This window comes from Rhodospirillales bacterium (assembly GCA_016712595.1).
Taxonomy (GTDB): Bacteria; Pseudomonadota; Alphaproteobacteria; order Rhodospirillales; family Defluviicoccaceae; genus Defluviicoccus.
Map to the genome: position 1 here is coordinate 1,347,416 of JADJQT010000001.1, position 14,103 is coordinate 1,361,518.

Annotated in this window: 9 protein-coding genes and 2 pseudogenes; 4 read left to right on the plus strand and 7 right to left on the minus strand. The window is 62.7% G+C overall.

Features of this window, described 5'->3' with window-relative positions; translation table 11 throughout:
- Nucleotides 1-72: 72 nt before the first annotated feature.
- Both IPK66_06190 and IPK66_06195 read left to right on the plus strand, forming a co-directional pair.
- Entirely contained in the window at nt 73-822 is a 750-nt protein-coding gene (locus tag IPK66_06190) for a hypothetical protein (GenBank protein MBK8174859.1), read from the plus strand.
- On the plus strand, nt 822-6,278 hold the full coding sequence (locus tag IPK66_06195; GenBank protein ID MBK8174860.1) for a type I secretion C-terminal target domain-containing protein: 5,457 nt from the start codon (nt 822-824) through the stop codon (nt 6,276-6,278). Before IPK66_06190 ends, IPK66_06195 begins: the two co-directional genes overlap by 1 nt.
- A gap of 14 nt (nt 6,279-6,292) precedes the next feature.
- Here IPK66_06195 and IPK66_06200 read toward each other — a convergent pair whose 3' ends face one another.
- The 6 genes and pseudogenes from IPK66_06200 to IPK66_06225 form a co-directional block, all read right to left on the minus strand.
- A complete protein-coding gene (locus tag IPK66_06200) occupies nt 6,293-6,610 on the minus strand; it encodes a hypothetical protein (protein MBK8174861.1) in 318 nt (105 codons plus the stop codon).
- A gap of 53 nt (nt 6,611-6,663) precedes the next feature.
- A pseudogene (locus tag IPK66_06205) lies at nt 6,664-7,970 on the minus strand (IS66 family transposase).
- A 43-nt stretch (nt 7,971-8,013) separates the two neighbouring features.
- Nucleotides 8,014-8,360: pseudogene (tnpB, locus tag IPK66_06210) on the minus strand (IS66 family insertion sequence element accessory protein TnpB).
- Nucleotides 8,357-8,515, minus strand: a complete 159-nt coding sequence (locus tag IPK66_06215) for a hypothetical protein (GenBank protein MBK8174862.1) — start codon at nt 8,513-8,515, stop codon at nt 8,357-8,359. The pseudogene tnpB and the gene IPK66_06215 overlap by 4 nt, the downstream one beginning before the upstream one ends.
- A 57-nt stretch (nt 8,516-8,572) precedes the next feature.
- Nucleotides 8,573-9,100, minus strand: a complete 528-nt coding sequence (locus tag IPK66_06220; GenBank protein ID MBK8174863.1) for a transposase — start codon at nt 9,098-9,100, stop codon at nt 8,573-8,575.
- Nucleotides 9,097-9,609, minus strand: a complete 513-nt coding sequence (locus tag IPK66_06225) for a winged helix-turn-helix domain-containing protein (protein MBK8174864.1) — start codon at nt 9,607-9,609, stop codon at nt 9,097-9,099. Before IPK66_06225 ends, IPK66_06220 begins: the two co-directional genes overlap by 4 nt.
- A gap of 280 nt (nt 9,610-9,889) precedes the next feature.
- On the opposite strand from IPK66_06225, the gene ptsP reads away from it, so the two are divergent.
- Nucleotides 9,890-12,157 (plus strand): phosphoenolpyruvate--protein phosphotransferase, encoded by a 2,268-nt coding sequence (gene ptsP, locus IPK66_06230; protein MBK8174865.1) that lies wholly within the window; start codon nt 9,890-9,892, stop codon nt 12,155-12,157.
- 205 nt (nt 12,158-12,362) lie between these two features.
- Nucleotides 12,363-12,854, plus strand: a complete 492-nt coding sequence (locus tag IPK66_06235; GenBank protein MBK8174866.1) for a phasin family protein — start codon at nt 12,363-12,365, stop codon at nt 12,852-12,854.
- 114 nt (nt 12,855-12,968) lie between these two features.
- Here IPK66_06235 and IPK66_06240 read toward each other — a convergent pair whose 3' ends face one another.
- Nucleotides 12,969-14,060 carry a putative zinc-binding peptidase gene (locus tag IPK66_06240; GenBank protein MBK8174867.1) on the minus strand — a complete coding sequence of 364 codons (1,092 nt, stop codon included), beginning with the start codon at nt 14,058-14,060 and terminating at the stop codon, nt 12,969-12,971.
- Between the last annotated feature and the right edge of the window lie 43 nt (nt 14,061-14,103).

Here is a 14,103-nt window from a genome sequence, read left to right on the forward strand (position 1 = left end):
AATACTGTTTTATGGTTTTATGCTCCTTATCATTGGGAGATTATAGGCATTCATTGCGAGGTTGTACGTTTCATGGCGCATAAGTTTTTGACGATTGCACTCATGTTTGCCGGTATTTTAGCTGCAACCAGCGTGGCCTGCAGCCAAATGTTTCCATCCGGGACCTGGCGGTACCGGATGACGGTGGCAGTGGAGACGCCGGAAGGACTCAAAACAGGGTCGGCGGTGCGGGAGGTCACGGTGCGCAGGGGGATCGCCCTGACGCCGGAGAGCCTGCCTTCTGTGCAGTCGAAAGGCGAAGCGGTCGCCGTCGATCTGGGGCAGCGAGGAGTGCTGTTCGCGCTGATCAGCTATGACGACTATTTGACCGTGTTCAGCGCCTTTGGCTGGACCAGCGGCGGCACGACGCCCGATGGCATCAAATACTTCAGCAACCTGAAGGACGCCAAGGCCACGCTGACACCAAAGCAATACCCAATGTTGGTTACTTTCAAGGACATCAGCGATCCCAAGACGGTCGAGCGCGTCATCGAAACGGATTGGTGCCGCGAAAAGGACGAGAACGGCACGTGTATTAAAGAAGAATTTTTCGTGAAGGCGGATCACTTCGAAGAACTATTTGGAAGAGGCGTTAAGCTTAAAGAAATCACGATCGAAATGGTTAACGATCCCGTGACATGGGGAATCCAGAACAAATTGCCTTGGCTGTCTCAATACTATGGCCAGATGTTCGATGGCCAGCGATTCAACACCATAAACTCTACGCTTCCACTAGCTAATAGCCTCAGCGCAGGCGCGTTTTCAACACGGAGGGATGAATAATGGATAGCACCCTATTCAAAGCCATTCTGGCAATGGATTCCTATAATCGTGGCTACAATGAAGGAATAAAGTTTGGTGAAGGCAATACCGTCGTTGGGACGCGTATAGGAAACGCCATCGTAACTCAACAAAGTGAGTTTCGTCCTGGCGATCCTGGCGTAACTGCGGGCTTCTACGGCATCGCCTACAGCTACAACGGCGAGACGGTGATTTCCTATCGCGGGACGGACGAGGAAATCGCTTGGGGCAATGCGAATATCGACTTGTGGAACGGTTACGGGGTGGGGTTCGGAAGCCCGGAAGGCACGCAGGCCGCTCTTGCGTTTCAATTTTATAATTCGGTCGCTTCAGCCTTGAACGGGGGCGCGACCGTCGATCCGCGTACTGTCAACATTTCGACCACAGGACATTCTCTTGGCGGCGGACTCGCTGGACTTGTCGGCGCTGTATACGGCAAATCGGGCCTGCTTTTCGACAATATGGCGTTCGAAGCGGCGGCCCTCCACACCGAAGACTATACGCGAAACCCCGGTGACGCACGGTATAACGCGGACCTTAAACAACTCGTCTATGGCAACCTTACCCCGGGGGCAAAGAGCGTTGCCGGGTGGAGGAGGGTTTATGTCGAAGACGATTGTCTCGAGGCAAACAGGTTACTGCAAGCTACGCCCAAGGAGAAGCTGTCTTTAGGTGATACTGTCGATCTTGTCGAAGGTTCAGACGGGATCGCAGCGCACAGCATGGCGACGCTCGTCATGCGAGTGTACGCCGACAAAACGGCAGGAGTTGGAACCGACTGGAAGACCGCTGCCCAATACTTCTGGCCTGTGATGTACGATGATACCTTCGCTGCTGGATTCGGCAACTATGCGACGACGCCCGGTGCAGCGTTAGAAAAACACGATTATTCGGGCATTGTACGAACCACCATCGCCTACTCCGCCATCGATGAAGGGACGCGGGTGTTCGGCGACACGGGTATCCGGGCGCTGTACGACGACGCCAACAATCTGGGGAGGGTTCTGCAGAACGCCAACGTGTCGCAGACTCTCGTGGCCCATGCGACGGACATCAGCAAGGCGTTCGTCCAGTTCGCGGGCACGCTGGCGCTCAATAAGATCCTTCAATCTGACAGCACGACCGCCACGCAGGGCGTGCTGTCGCTCGATCCCGCCGGCAGCGCGCTCACGGTTAATTTCAGCGAGGCGCTGTGGAAGCCGGTCAACGGCGGCGTGATGCCAAACATGCCCGCACGGGCGGACCTGGTGGGCAATCTCTTGACCGAGACAGGGAACGCCACCCCCGTACGGGACGCGATGCAGCAAATGTGGGGCGACGGCACGACCAACGTCGTCGAGCGCGTGGTGTTCGCCACGGTCGGCAACGGCAACCCGCTTCTGCCAACCGAGCCGACGGCCGCGGGCAAGGCCACCATGATTGTCGGCGAACAAGGCGGCTTCGCCGGGTTCAAGGGCACGGCGGGCAGCGACCTCATCCTGGCCGGCGGTGGAAACGACGACATCATAGGGTCCGCGGGCAAGGACATCGTTCACGGCGGCACCGGTTCGGATAGTGTCAACTACTCGGCCTTCACGGCTGGTGTGAAAGTGAATATCGGCGCGGCGGGCCTGGGCGGCGATGACACTCTGTTCAGTGTCGAGAACGTCCTCGGCACCGGGTACGCCGACAGCTTCTTCGCCAACGGCCAGGGCCGGACCTTCATAGACGGAGCGGCAAACAGCGGCGGGATCGATGCCCTGACGGTGTCTCAGTCTGGTCAGTCCTACGTGGATATGCTGGCAGCAGCCCGGGAGTGGAGCTCATCCGCCGGAGTCGTCGGGTTTTCAGGGATGGAGCGCCTGATCACAGCCGGGTACGCTCATTCGGACATTCGTACCGGCAACCCGACCGGTTTCACCTATGAGGCAAAAGCCTACGTCGATAGCGGCATCTTGGGCTCAAGTGTTGTAGGCAGCACCTTGGCGATCGATTACAGCAGCGCCACCGGGGCGATGTCTTTCTCGCTTCCAGGTCTTCAATACGGAGCGACGGGAAGTCCGGCGACAGGCAGCGCGCGCCTGTCCAGCGGAAGCGGTCCAACCGACACCTTGATAAACGCTAAAGTTCTCTACGGCACAAATTTTGGAGACACCTATTCACTCGGCACCATCGGAAACATAGCGTCCGCCGTACTCTTTTCCGGAACGGGAAATGATGACGTGTCAGGCGCTCCCGCTGCCGCTTATATTTACTCGGGTGGAAACGACGTGCTCCGGCATTCGAGATATACGAATGGTTCAGACATCTTTGTTACTTACAGCGTAACGGCAGGCGCGGTTTCCGTCGAGGAAATCAATACGCGGAACGTGTCCTACAATTCAAGCACGGATACTCAGACTTTCACGTACGACCTCAAGATAACCGTCGGGACGCTAGGCAGCATTACGGTTGAGAATAACAGAGCGGAAATCCGCCAATTTACAGGCACCCAGCAAAAATACGCCACGGACATGGCATACTGGGAGGTTCACGGTAATGGTTGGGAGATCGATTTCAGCAGACTGGATTATTCTGCGCACACATATTCAGGTCAGGTCTACGGAACGAACCGGGGAGACACGATTGTCGGGTCTGCCAGCGATGCAGATTTCGCAGGATTGTCCGGCGACGACATTTTTCAGGGCGGGAGCGGTTCGGAGTCTTTTATCGGGGACTTTGGCAACGACACGCTCAATGGGAATGCCGGCAATGATCGCCTGATCGGCGGGGCGGGCAATGATTTTCTCTATGGCGGTATGGGCGACGACAGGCTTGACGGCGAGGGCGGCAACGATGTGATGGACGGTGGTGAAGGCGATGACAAGTATTATTATTCATCTGGCCTTGACACCATTACGGACAGCGCAGGCAATGACGCGCTCTACTTTGCGCTCGCTTTAAGTCCAGAAGACCTGGACGCCTCAAAACTTCCCCAGAACAAGCTTTCTTTCCTGACTGGAATCGACGAGCTGACAATTTCCACAGGGCTTGCGAGTATCGAGTCTTATCGGTTTAGCCAGTTTCTGGATATGACCGCGACGGACATTATTTCAGGAAACTGGCGGAACCTGAAATGGAACGGCACAGGCAAGGTGATCCGTGACGGTATTGATGGGACAGGCGGCGGCGACGCGATGCTGCAATACACTGAGGACTTTGCCTATGGCAAAGATGGAGACGATTACATTGTCGGGTGGAGCGGCGACGGGTATTTATATGGCGGAGAAGGTAACGACGTAATCATAGGCAACGCTGGAAATGATTTGCTCCAGGGTGAAGGTGGCTTTGACGTGATTTACGGAGGAGCTGGAAACGACGCTATTCATGGGGCTGACAATACTACTGACGGTGATATAGACGCAGCTGATCAGCTTTTCTGCGGCGAAGGCGATGACTATGCGTTCGGCAACGATGGCGATGACCTGATTTATGGAGACTCTGGAAACGACTATTTAAGCGGAAATAATGGCGACGATACCCTCGGTGGAGGAAGTGGTGACGATCAGCTTTGGGATGACAATGGCAACGAGACGTTTCTTTTCGATGCGGGCGCGGACAAGATCAACGACAGCGCCGGAACCGACATCTTGCAGATCGCCTCGGCCTTTACCGCGTCGCAGGCAGTCTATAACCGCTATGGCAGCGACCTTGAGATCAATTTCGGCACGGGCAACAGCGTCCGCATCGTCGGTCATTATCTAACCGGCAAAGCGGTCGAGACGCTGATTTTCGACGATGGAGCGACCGTTGACCTGCTGACCGTTGCCGCAACCTATATGGGAACAACTGGTAATGATACCATTAATGGCGGAACTGGAAACGATACCATCAACGGCCTCGCCGGAACCGACACGATCCGCGGAAACGACGGCAACGATACGCTGTATGGCGGGACGGGCAACGATACCGTCTACGGCGGCAACGGCGACGACACGATCAATGGTGAGACGGGAAGCGATACGCTGTACGGCGACGCCGGGAACGATACCTTCATCTATGACGGCGGCGCGGACAAGGTCAATGATAGCGCCGGAACGGATATCCTCCGGATCGCCTCCGCCTTCACCGCGTCCCAGGCGGTCTATAACCGCTATGGCAGCGACCTTGAGATCAACTTCGGCTCAGGGAACAGCGTCCGCATCGTGGGCCATTACAACACTGGAAAGGCCGTCGAAACCCTGAACTTTGCGACCGGCGCTCCGGTTAACCTGCTCACCGTCGGCGTCAACGTCAACGGCACGGCCGCCGCCGATACCGCCCTGAACGGCGGGGTCGGCAACGACATCATCAAGGGCCTCGACGGCGACGATACGCTACGCGGGGTTGACGGAAACGACACGATGTACGGCGGCAACGGCATCGACACGCTCTATGGCGGCAATGGCGACGACGCGCTGAACGGGGACGCCGGGAACGACATTCTGCAGGGCGATGCCGGAAACGACCTTGTGAAGGGTCTCGCGGGCGACGACAACCTCAAGGGCAACGACGGCAACGATACGCTCTACGGCGGGACCGAGAACGATACCTTAAGCGGCGGCAACAACGACGATATCCTGTACGGCGAGGCCGGAAACGACACGCTGAACGGAGACTCGGGGAACGATACGTTCGTCTACAGCGCCGGGCTCGACGTCCTGAACGACACGGGCGGTCTGGACACCCTCAGGATCACCGGCGGCAAGACGATCAACGACATCACGGTTTCCGATTTCGGGACGACGGGGGCGAAAATCGTGCTCGCCGCCGCCGTCAATGAAGTCACGATCAACAACCTGCGCGGCACGGCGGCGCAGAAGGTCGAGACCATCACTTTCGATGACGGGTTCTCCGCCGACCTTCCGAGTTACAAGAGCTGGATATCGGGGACCTCCGCCGCGAACACGCTCAGCGGCGGGACGACGAACGATACCCTGATCGGCAAGGGCGGCAACGACACGATGAACGGCAATGCCGGAAACGACGGCCTCCACGGCGGCACCGGGGACGACATCGTCCACGGCAACGACGGCAACGACACGCTACATGGGGGAGATGGCATCGATGCGCTCTACGGCGATGCCGGAGACGACTGGCTGTGCGGGTGGAAAGGCCTCGACACGGTGAGCGGCGGTTTAGGCGCGGATCGCTTTGTGTTCCGGACCGGAGCGGTCACTGAGATCGACACGATCACGGATTTCAAGAAGACCGAGAACGACAGGCTCGACCTGTCCGACGTTGTGGACTTCAACCCGACGATTCACGCGATCACGGATTTCGTGCAGATCACCACGAGCGGGGCGAACAGCATCCTCAAGATCGACGCCGACGGCACGGCGAACGGCGTCAACTTCGTCCAGATCGCGACGCTGCAGAACATCACCGGACTGACCGACGAGGCGGCGCTGGTCGCGGGCGGATATCTGCTGGCCGCGTAAGCGGGTTTGTTCGGTCAAGCCGGAAGCGGCTCGCGGGCATCAAGCCCGCGGGCCGCGAACAGGAAATGAAGTCCAAGGCGAGCCCCCGCAACCAACGATACTTGCGCCCCCAAATCGGGGCGTTCGCCGGGCGATCTGCGCTTGTTCGCGGCAAACGTCAGCATCGCCGCCAGATCACCGCGCAACTCGATCGCCAGCTGGCCGCGCTCCGGCACCAGCGTCACCCGCTCGATCAGCGAGCGCAGCAGCGCAAGCGCCTCGGCCTTCGCGGCCTCGTCGGCCAGCGCCTCATGCAAGCCGCCGATCCGTTGCCGCCAGATCTCGGTACCCATCCGGCGAGGGCCGCGGCTGGAGTGGGTTGCCGGACCGGCGCAGTTGTGAGCGGCTATGCGGCGGTGCTGATTGGCTCTGGTGCCTGCCAGTTCCAGGGCAGCAGCTCGTGGATGCGGCTGGTGGGGTGGCCGGGAAGGCGGGCGAGGACGGAGGCCAACCAGGCGCGGGGATCGATGCCGTTCAACTTCGCCGTCTCGATCAGGGTGTACATCGCCGCCGCGCGACGACCGCCCTCGTCCGAGCCGGCGAAGGTCCAGTTGCGTCTTCCTACGGCGATACCGCGTAGCGCGCGTTCCGCGGCGTTGTTCGAGAGGCAAACCCTGCCGTCGTCGAGGAAGCAGGTGAAGGCGGTCCAGCGCTTCAGCAGGTAGTCGATGGCTTTTGCCGTCTTCGACTTCGCCGACAGCCTCGCGTACTGGTCGCGCAGCCAGGCTTCGAGGTCGAGGATCAGCGGGCGGGATCGCTGGTTGCGGACGGCCAGACGCTGCTCGGCCGAGGCGCCGTTGATCTCGCGCTCGATCGCGAACAGCGCGTCGATCCGCTTGACCGCCTCGATGGCGATCGGCCCCTGCTGCAGCTCCGCCAGCTCAAAGAAGCCGCGGCGGCCATGTGCCCAACAGCCGGCCTCGGTGATCGGGCCAGGCCGGCGATCGCTCTTGTACAGCCGGCCGAAGCCGGAGAAGGCGTCCGCCTGCATGATGCCGATCCAGCCCGCGAGGAAGCGTTCGGCGTGCACGCCGCTGCGGTCGGGCGAATAAAAGAAGACGGCGGCCGGCGGGCCTGTTCCGTCCAGGTGGGGACCGCCGAACGGCCGGTCGTCGCGGACGACGGTCCACAGCCGGCCTTCCTTCGTCTTGCCCTTCGCCAGCACCGGCACCGGCGTCTCGTCGGCGTGGATGCGGGCGGCGGCGCGGACATGCGCCTCGATCGCCGCGGTCAGCGGCTGCAGGGACACGTCGCCGGCGCGGGATACACGACGCGGGTGCGCGGCAAGTGTTCCGGCAACCGCCGGCGTGCCGGCTTGCGTGGCGTCGCGGCGCTGCGCGCCGGGGTCGGGCTGCGCTCCGCCGCCCGCAGTTCGACCGCGGCGTCGGCCTGGGCGACGGTCTCCTGCAGCTCGGTCAGCGCCAGCTCCAGCTGCTCCAGCCGGGCGCTGCGCTCGGACGACGTGCCGAACCGTTGCCGGCGCAGCCGGGCGATCTCCAGCTTCAGCCGCTCGATCTCCAGGTCGAGAACCCGCTTCGTCTGTTTCGCGATCGCCGCCTCGGCCTCGGCAGCGAGCCGGCCTGCGCGCTCGGCGAGGATCATCGCGTGCGCTTCGGCGAGGTCGGCGGGCAGCGGCTCGGGCGTCGTCATCACGACCCGAACTGAATCAGATCGCACACCTTTGTAAGCTGTTATCTCATCCGGCGGCGATCGGACGCCAAGTTCGCCGCGGCATCCTCCAGTCTATGCCCTCGAGCAGATACGCGAGCTGCGCCGGCGTGATCGTCACCGTTCCATCGGCCGCCGACGGCCACAGAAACCGACCGCGTTCGAGACGTTTGGCGAACAGGCACAGGCCCTGGCCGTCGTGCCAAAGGATCTTCAAAGGTCACCGCGTCTTCCGCGGAAGACGAACAAATGACCACAGTGCGGGTCCTGCTTCAGCCTTTCCTGCACCTGCAGCGCCAGCCCATCGAAGCCGCGCCGCATGTCGGTGTGTCCGGTCGCCAGCCACACCCGGGCGCCGGTCGGAACGGCAATCATCGCCGATCCAGCACGTCCAGAACCCGCCGCAGCGCCACCGCCGAGATCACCACTCCCGGCGCCGACGCCTCCGCCAGAACCGCAAGCTTCTGCCCGAGCGAGAACCGACGCCGCCGCTCGACCCGTCCCAGTACCTCACCCTGACGATAAGACATCGATCTTGCGCTGCCGCTAACTCCAAATCCGAGCCAAATGCCGCACAAAATCCCGCCTCACCACAAGGCGGCCATCACCGGATGCGTACGGCGAGTGCGTTCCAGGGGCGGCAGCAGGTGTCGACGATGGCGTCGTCGTCGGGGAAGAGGCGCAGCGACAGGAAGCGTTCGCGCAGGTAGAGCCAGAGGCGCTCCACCGGGTTGAGTTCGGGCGAATAGGGGGGCAAGCGGCACCAGGGTGACGGTTTCGGGGATGTGCAGAGCTTTGGCGCCGTGCCAGCCGGCTTGGTCGAGAACGACGACGGCTTGGACGTCCGGGGCGAGCCGGGCGGCGAAGGCGTCCAGGAAGGTCTGCATCGCTTCCGCCGACACGTCCGGCAGGACGAGGGCGAAGGCGTCGCCGCAGGCCGGACGGACGGCGCCGAAGATCCAGGCCCAGTCGTAGCGGCGGTCGCAGACGCCGGGCGGGCGCCGGCCCTTCAGCCACCAGCGATGGCGGACGCGGCCTTTCTGGCCGACGCGCGCCTCGTCCATGAACCACAGCTCGACCCGCCTTTCGGGATGCGCCGCGGCCGTCGCGCTCACCGCCTCGCGCAGCCCCTTTTTCTGAACCGGGCCTGCGCCCGGGCGTCCGCCTGCGGGTGGACCGGCCGCACCTTCTGCCGCGACAGCCCCATCCGCCGCGGCACCCGGGTCAGGCTCGACGGATGGTAGGTCTTGCCGAAGTGCGCCGCGAGCCAGCGGCACAGGTCGGCCCGGGTCCACGCCGAGACGCCGTCGGCCTCCGGGTCCGGGCCACGAAAGATCGCCGCCGCGAACGTCGCCTCCTCGGCCTCGCTCAGCGTGCGCGGCGCATGGCCTTTCGGCCGGCCCTTCAGCCCGGCCAGACCCTCGGCATTGTAGCGGACGACCGCGTCCCTGAGCGCCTGGCGCTCCATCCCGGCCAGCCGCGCCGCTTCCGCCCGCGTCATCCCGTCCAGCGCGTTCGCGATCGCGTACATCCGCGCCGCCACTCGACCGTCCCGCTCGCGACGGGCGAGGAGCCGCAACTCCGAAGCCGCATGATCATCCCGGATTTCGAGGGCTCGTCCCATCGCTTCCCCCATATCTGCTGGAAATGAGGGAATCAGAAATCCGCGAACTCGGAAATCCCCAACGCCGAGTCAGATCAACCGCTCAGCGGTATGAAACGGCATTTCCTCATGTCGTCTGCTCCTTCAGATTGGGCAGACTCTACATCACGGCGAGGGAGCTTCCGGGGGGCAGGTCAAGACCTACACTAACGGGCGCCCCCGTCGGGGCAGCCGGTGAACGGCGTTGCCCTGCCGATGCGGGCAGGCGACGCCGATGCGGGCAGACATCACGGAGAACGTAATGCTTGAAGCCCTGCGCCGCATCGTCGAGGAGGTGAGCGCCTCGCCTCATCGCAACCGCGCGTTGGCGATCATCGTCCGGCGCGTCCGGGAAGCAATGCGTGTCGATGCCTGTTCGGTCTACCTCTTCGATGCCGCCGGCAGCCACCTGGTCCTGATGGCGACGGACGGGCTGGACCCGGCGCAGGTTGGAATCTTCCGCGTGCCGCGTACCGAGGGCTTCGTCGGACAGGTGGGCGAACGACAGCAACCGCTCAACCTGACGGCCGCGCCGGCGGACCCTCGCTCTCGCGATTTCCCCGAACTCGCCGATCAACCCTGTTCCGCCTTTCTCGGCGTGCCGCTGATGCACCTCCGCCGCGTGCTGGGGGTGCTGGTGGTCCAGCGCGTACCTGCCTGCCTTTTCAGTTCCGATGAGGTCGCCTTTCTCGTCACCATTGCCGCTCAACTCGCCGGCGCGATCAACGACGTGACCCGGGGCGATACTATAAGCCAGTTGCTGCGCGATCGCAGCGAGGCGCCCGCGTTTCTGCAGGGGATACCCGGCATCCCGGGAGTCGCCATCGGCACCATCATGCTGCCGGACCCGCTCGCCAACCTCACCGCGGTTCCTGACCGGAGACCCGAGGACATGGACGCCGAAGAGGCTTCGCTGCGCGCAGCCGTGATCGCGGCGCGGAACGAGATCCGCGACCGCAGCGAAGACTTGCGGGCCGCGGTATCGGACGAGGCGAAGGCGATCCTGGACGCTTATGTCATGCTGCTCGACAGCGACCGGCTGATTATCGATGCGGTCGCGCGGATCCGCGCCGGCAACTGGGCACCGGGCGCGCTTCGCGAGACCATTGCCGCGTTCTCGCGGGTCTTCGAGGAGATGGAAGATCCCTATCTACGTGCTCGCGCCGAGGACATGGGCGGCCTCGGTCGCCGGATTCTCATGCATCTGCAATCGGCCGAAAGCATCGAACGGACATATCCCGAGAACTGTATCCTGATGGACGAGGAGATCAGTCTGGCGCGGATGGCCGACGTGCCGGTGGCGCGCCTGGTCGGTGTCGTCGGCACCCGCGGCTCGGTGTACTCGCACGCCGCCATTCTTGCCCGCTCGCTGGGCATCCCGGCGGTGATGGGCCTCGGCGATCTGCCGATCGGCCATCTGGACGGCGTTGCCGCCGTCATCGACGGCTTTCGCGGCCGCGTGTTCATCAATCCGTCGCCGGCCATTCTCCACCAGTACCAGCGCATCATCCGTTACGAAAAAAACCTGTCGACGCATCTCGCAACCCTGCGCGACGAACCCGCGATCACGCCAGATGGCATGCGCATCGGCCTTCAGTCGAACGTCGCGATGTTGTCCGATCTCGAACCGTCGCTGAACAGCGGTGCCGAAGGTATCGGTCTTTACCGAACTGAGTTCAGCTTCATGCTGCACGATCGCTTCCCGAGCGAAGAAGAGCAGTGCAAGATCTACCGGCAGCTGTTAGAGGCGTTCGCGCCGCGCCCGGTCGTCATGCGCACGCTCGATATCGGCGGCGACAAGTCGCTGCCGTACTTCCCGGTGGTCGAGGACAACCCGTTCCTCGGCTGGCGCGGCATCCGCGTCACCCTCGACCATCCGGAGATCTTCCTCATCCAGCTGCGCGCCCTGTTGCGAGCAAATGCCGGGCTGGGCAATCTGCATCTGGCGTTTCCTATGATCAGCGCGATGGAGGAAGTCGACGTCGCGCTCGATCTCATGGATCGCGCCTACCGAAGCTTGCGGGAGGAGGACATGCCTGCGGCGAAACCGCAGATCGGGGTCATTGTCGAGGTGCCATCCGCCACGTACCTCGCCCCGCTCCTGGCGCGACAGGTCGATTTCGTCTCGATCGGCACCAACGACCTGACCCAATTCCTGCTCGCCGTCGATCGCAACAACTCACGGGTCGCTCCGCTCTACGACAGCCTGCACCCGGCGGTCATCGACGCGGTTCATCGCACCGTCCGGGCGGTCCATGGCGCCGGCAAGAAGGTGAGCGTCTGTGGCGAAATGGCCGGTGATCCCCCGGCCGCGATCCTGCTGTTGGGGATGGGAGTGGACACCCTCAGCATGGCTTCGCCGCGCATCCCGCGGATCAAGAAGGTCATCCGGACGGTTTCGCGGCGTCACGCGGAAGAACTGTTGAACGAGGCCCTGTCGCTGCGGACGGCCGCTGCGGTGCGATCGCTGTTGAACGGTGCAATTGATATGGCAGGGTTGGGCATGCTCGTCGGTCCCGCGAAGCCATGACGCACCCGGCTCTGCGGCGCCGGCAGCGGGTCGGCTGTTGCAGATTAAGCCGTTGAATAACGAGCCTATATAAAATGATCCCCAACCTAATAGTTGCAATACACTCTGCAACAGACCACATATATATTGGTATTCTAAGGACTTCCCTGACAGATACAAAGACGCCGGACACTCGTGATGTCCGGAAGAATATTTGGAGATTATAATGACGAAGACAGCTGAACAGTTTCTGAAGCCGTCGAAGATCGCCGAGGAGCTGGTGAGCCAACTCAAGGCGCTCGCCGTCAAGGGCGTCGACGTGGACGCCGTGATGGCGTCGCAGCGCAAGAACATCGAAGCGCTGGCCAACGCCAGCCGCTCGACACTGGACGGCGCACATGCCGTCGGCAAGCGCCAGGCGGAAATCCTCCAGGAGACAATGACACAGACGGCACATTCCCTCGAAACGCTGGCGAAATCCGCATCACCGGTCGACCTCGCGACGAAGCAAGTCGAGCTGATGAAGGAGGGGTTCGGCACGGCGCTAGGTCACATGCGCGAGCTCGCTGAGATGGTCTCGAAGGCGCAGCAAGAGGCTGTCGAAGCGATCAGCAACGGTGTCACACAATCGCTCAAGGACTTGCAGCACGCAGCGGTGCTACCCGACGGCGCGCCCGCGACAAAGCCGCAGCCAACGGCGGCCCCAGCCAGCCACTGAGCCAGCATCGACGGAAACGTCACGAGGCGGCCGCCGTAGGGGCGGTCGCTTTTTTTGTGCAGAAGGTCGCGCGAGACCCACCGAAAGTAAGGCAGCGCGACGGTCAGCGTACCTTCATCCGAGGTTTGGCGCCAGCCCGACGGTTGCACCATGGATCAGGCCATGAATGAACCGCAGCTTTCCCATCACCGTCGGCGCCAGGACGAACGGGTAGAGGTCCGGCTGTCCGACGCTGTGGTTGAGACTGTTGGCGGCATAGGTCAGCGGCAGCCACGCCTTAACGAGGGCGTCGAAGTCGGACTGCGGATAAGGATCGAAATCGATGCAGACGCTGAGCGCCGCATCGCGTCCCGCCCTGGGATGGACGGCGAGGCCAAACGCGTAGGCAGTCTCCAAGGCATCGACGATGTGCAGGTAGTGCGCCCAGGTCTCGGCGAAATCCTCCCACGGATGCGTGCTGGCGTAGCTGCTGACGAACCGCTCCTGCCAGTCGGGCGGCGGGCCGGCCGCGTAGTGGGTGCGCAGGGCGGCCGGATAATCGGAACGCTCGTCGCCGAACAGCGCGCGGAACGGGTTCAGCCAGACGCCACCGGCGACGAGGCGGTCCCAGTAGTGATGCCCGACTTCGTGGCGAAAGTGCCCGAGCAGCGTCCGGAACGGTTCGGCCATGTCCTGGCGGTGGCGCTCCCGCTCGGCGTCGTCCGCCTCGGCGATGTCGATGGTAATCAGGCCGCGGGCGTGACCGGTGACGATCTCCTCCGCCTGACGCGAGCCACGGCCGGGGCCGGCGAGGAAGTCGAAACCGAGCCCCATCCGCGGATCCTCGCCACGGCCCACTAGCGGCAGCCGAAGCCGCAGCAGTCCGTAAACCAAGCGATGCTTGGCGGCTTCCAGGCGTTGCCATCGCTGCAGGTTCTGCAGCACGCCCAGGTCGGGGATCGTCCGGTTCAGACCGCAGGCCTCGCAAAAGGCATTGGCGCCCGCCACCGGCACCAGCCAGTTGCAGGCGGCATGCGTGGCGTTGGCGCAGAATCGACTCGGCCGGTCGGGGGCGGCGAGCGGCCGCCAGGTGCCGTCACCTTCGGGCAGCAGGGCGCTCAGGACGGGCAGTTCCGGGAGGTACCCGAGGCTGTGTCCGCAGTGCTCGCAGCGGGTATTCTCGAAGTAGAGGAGCTGGCCGCACTGTTGGCATTCGAACAACTGCATCGGGCCGTCGCCTTCTGGTTCGTCGCTCACGCACCACTGATGC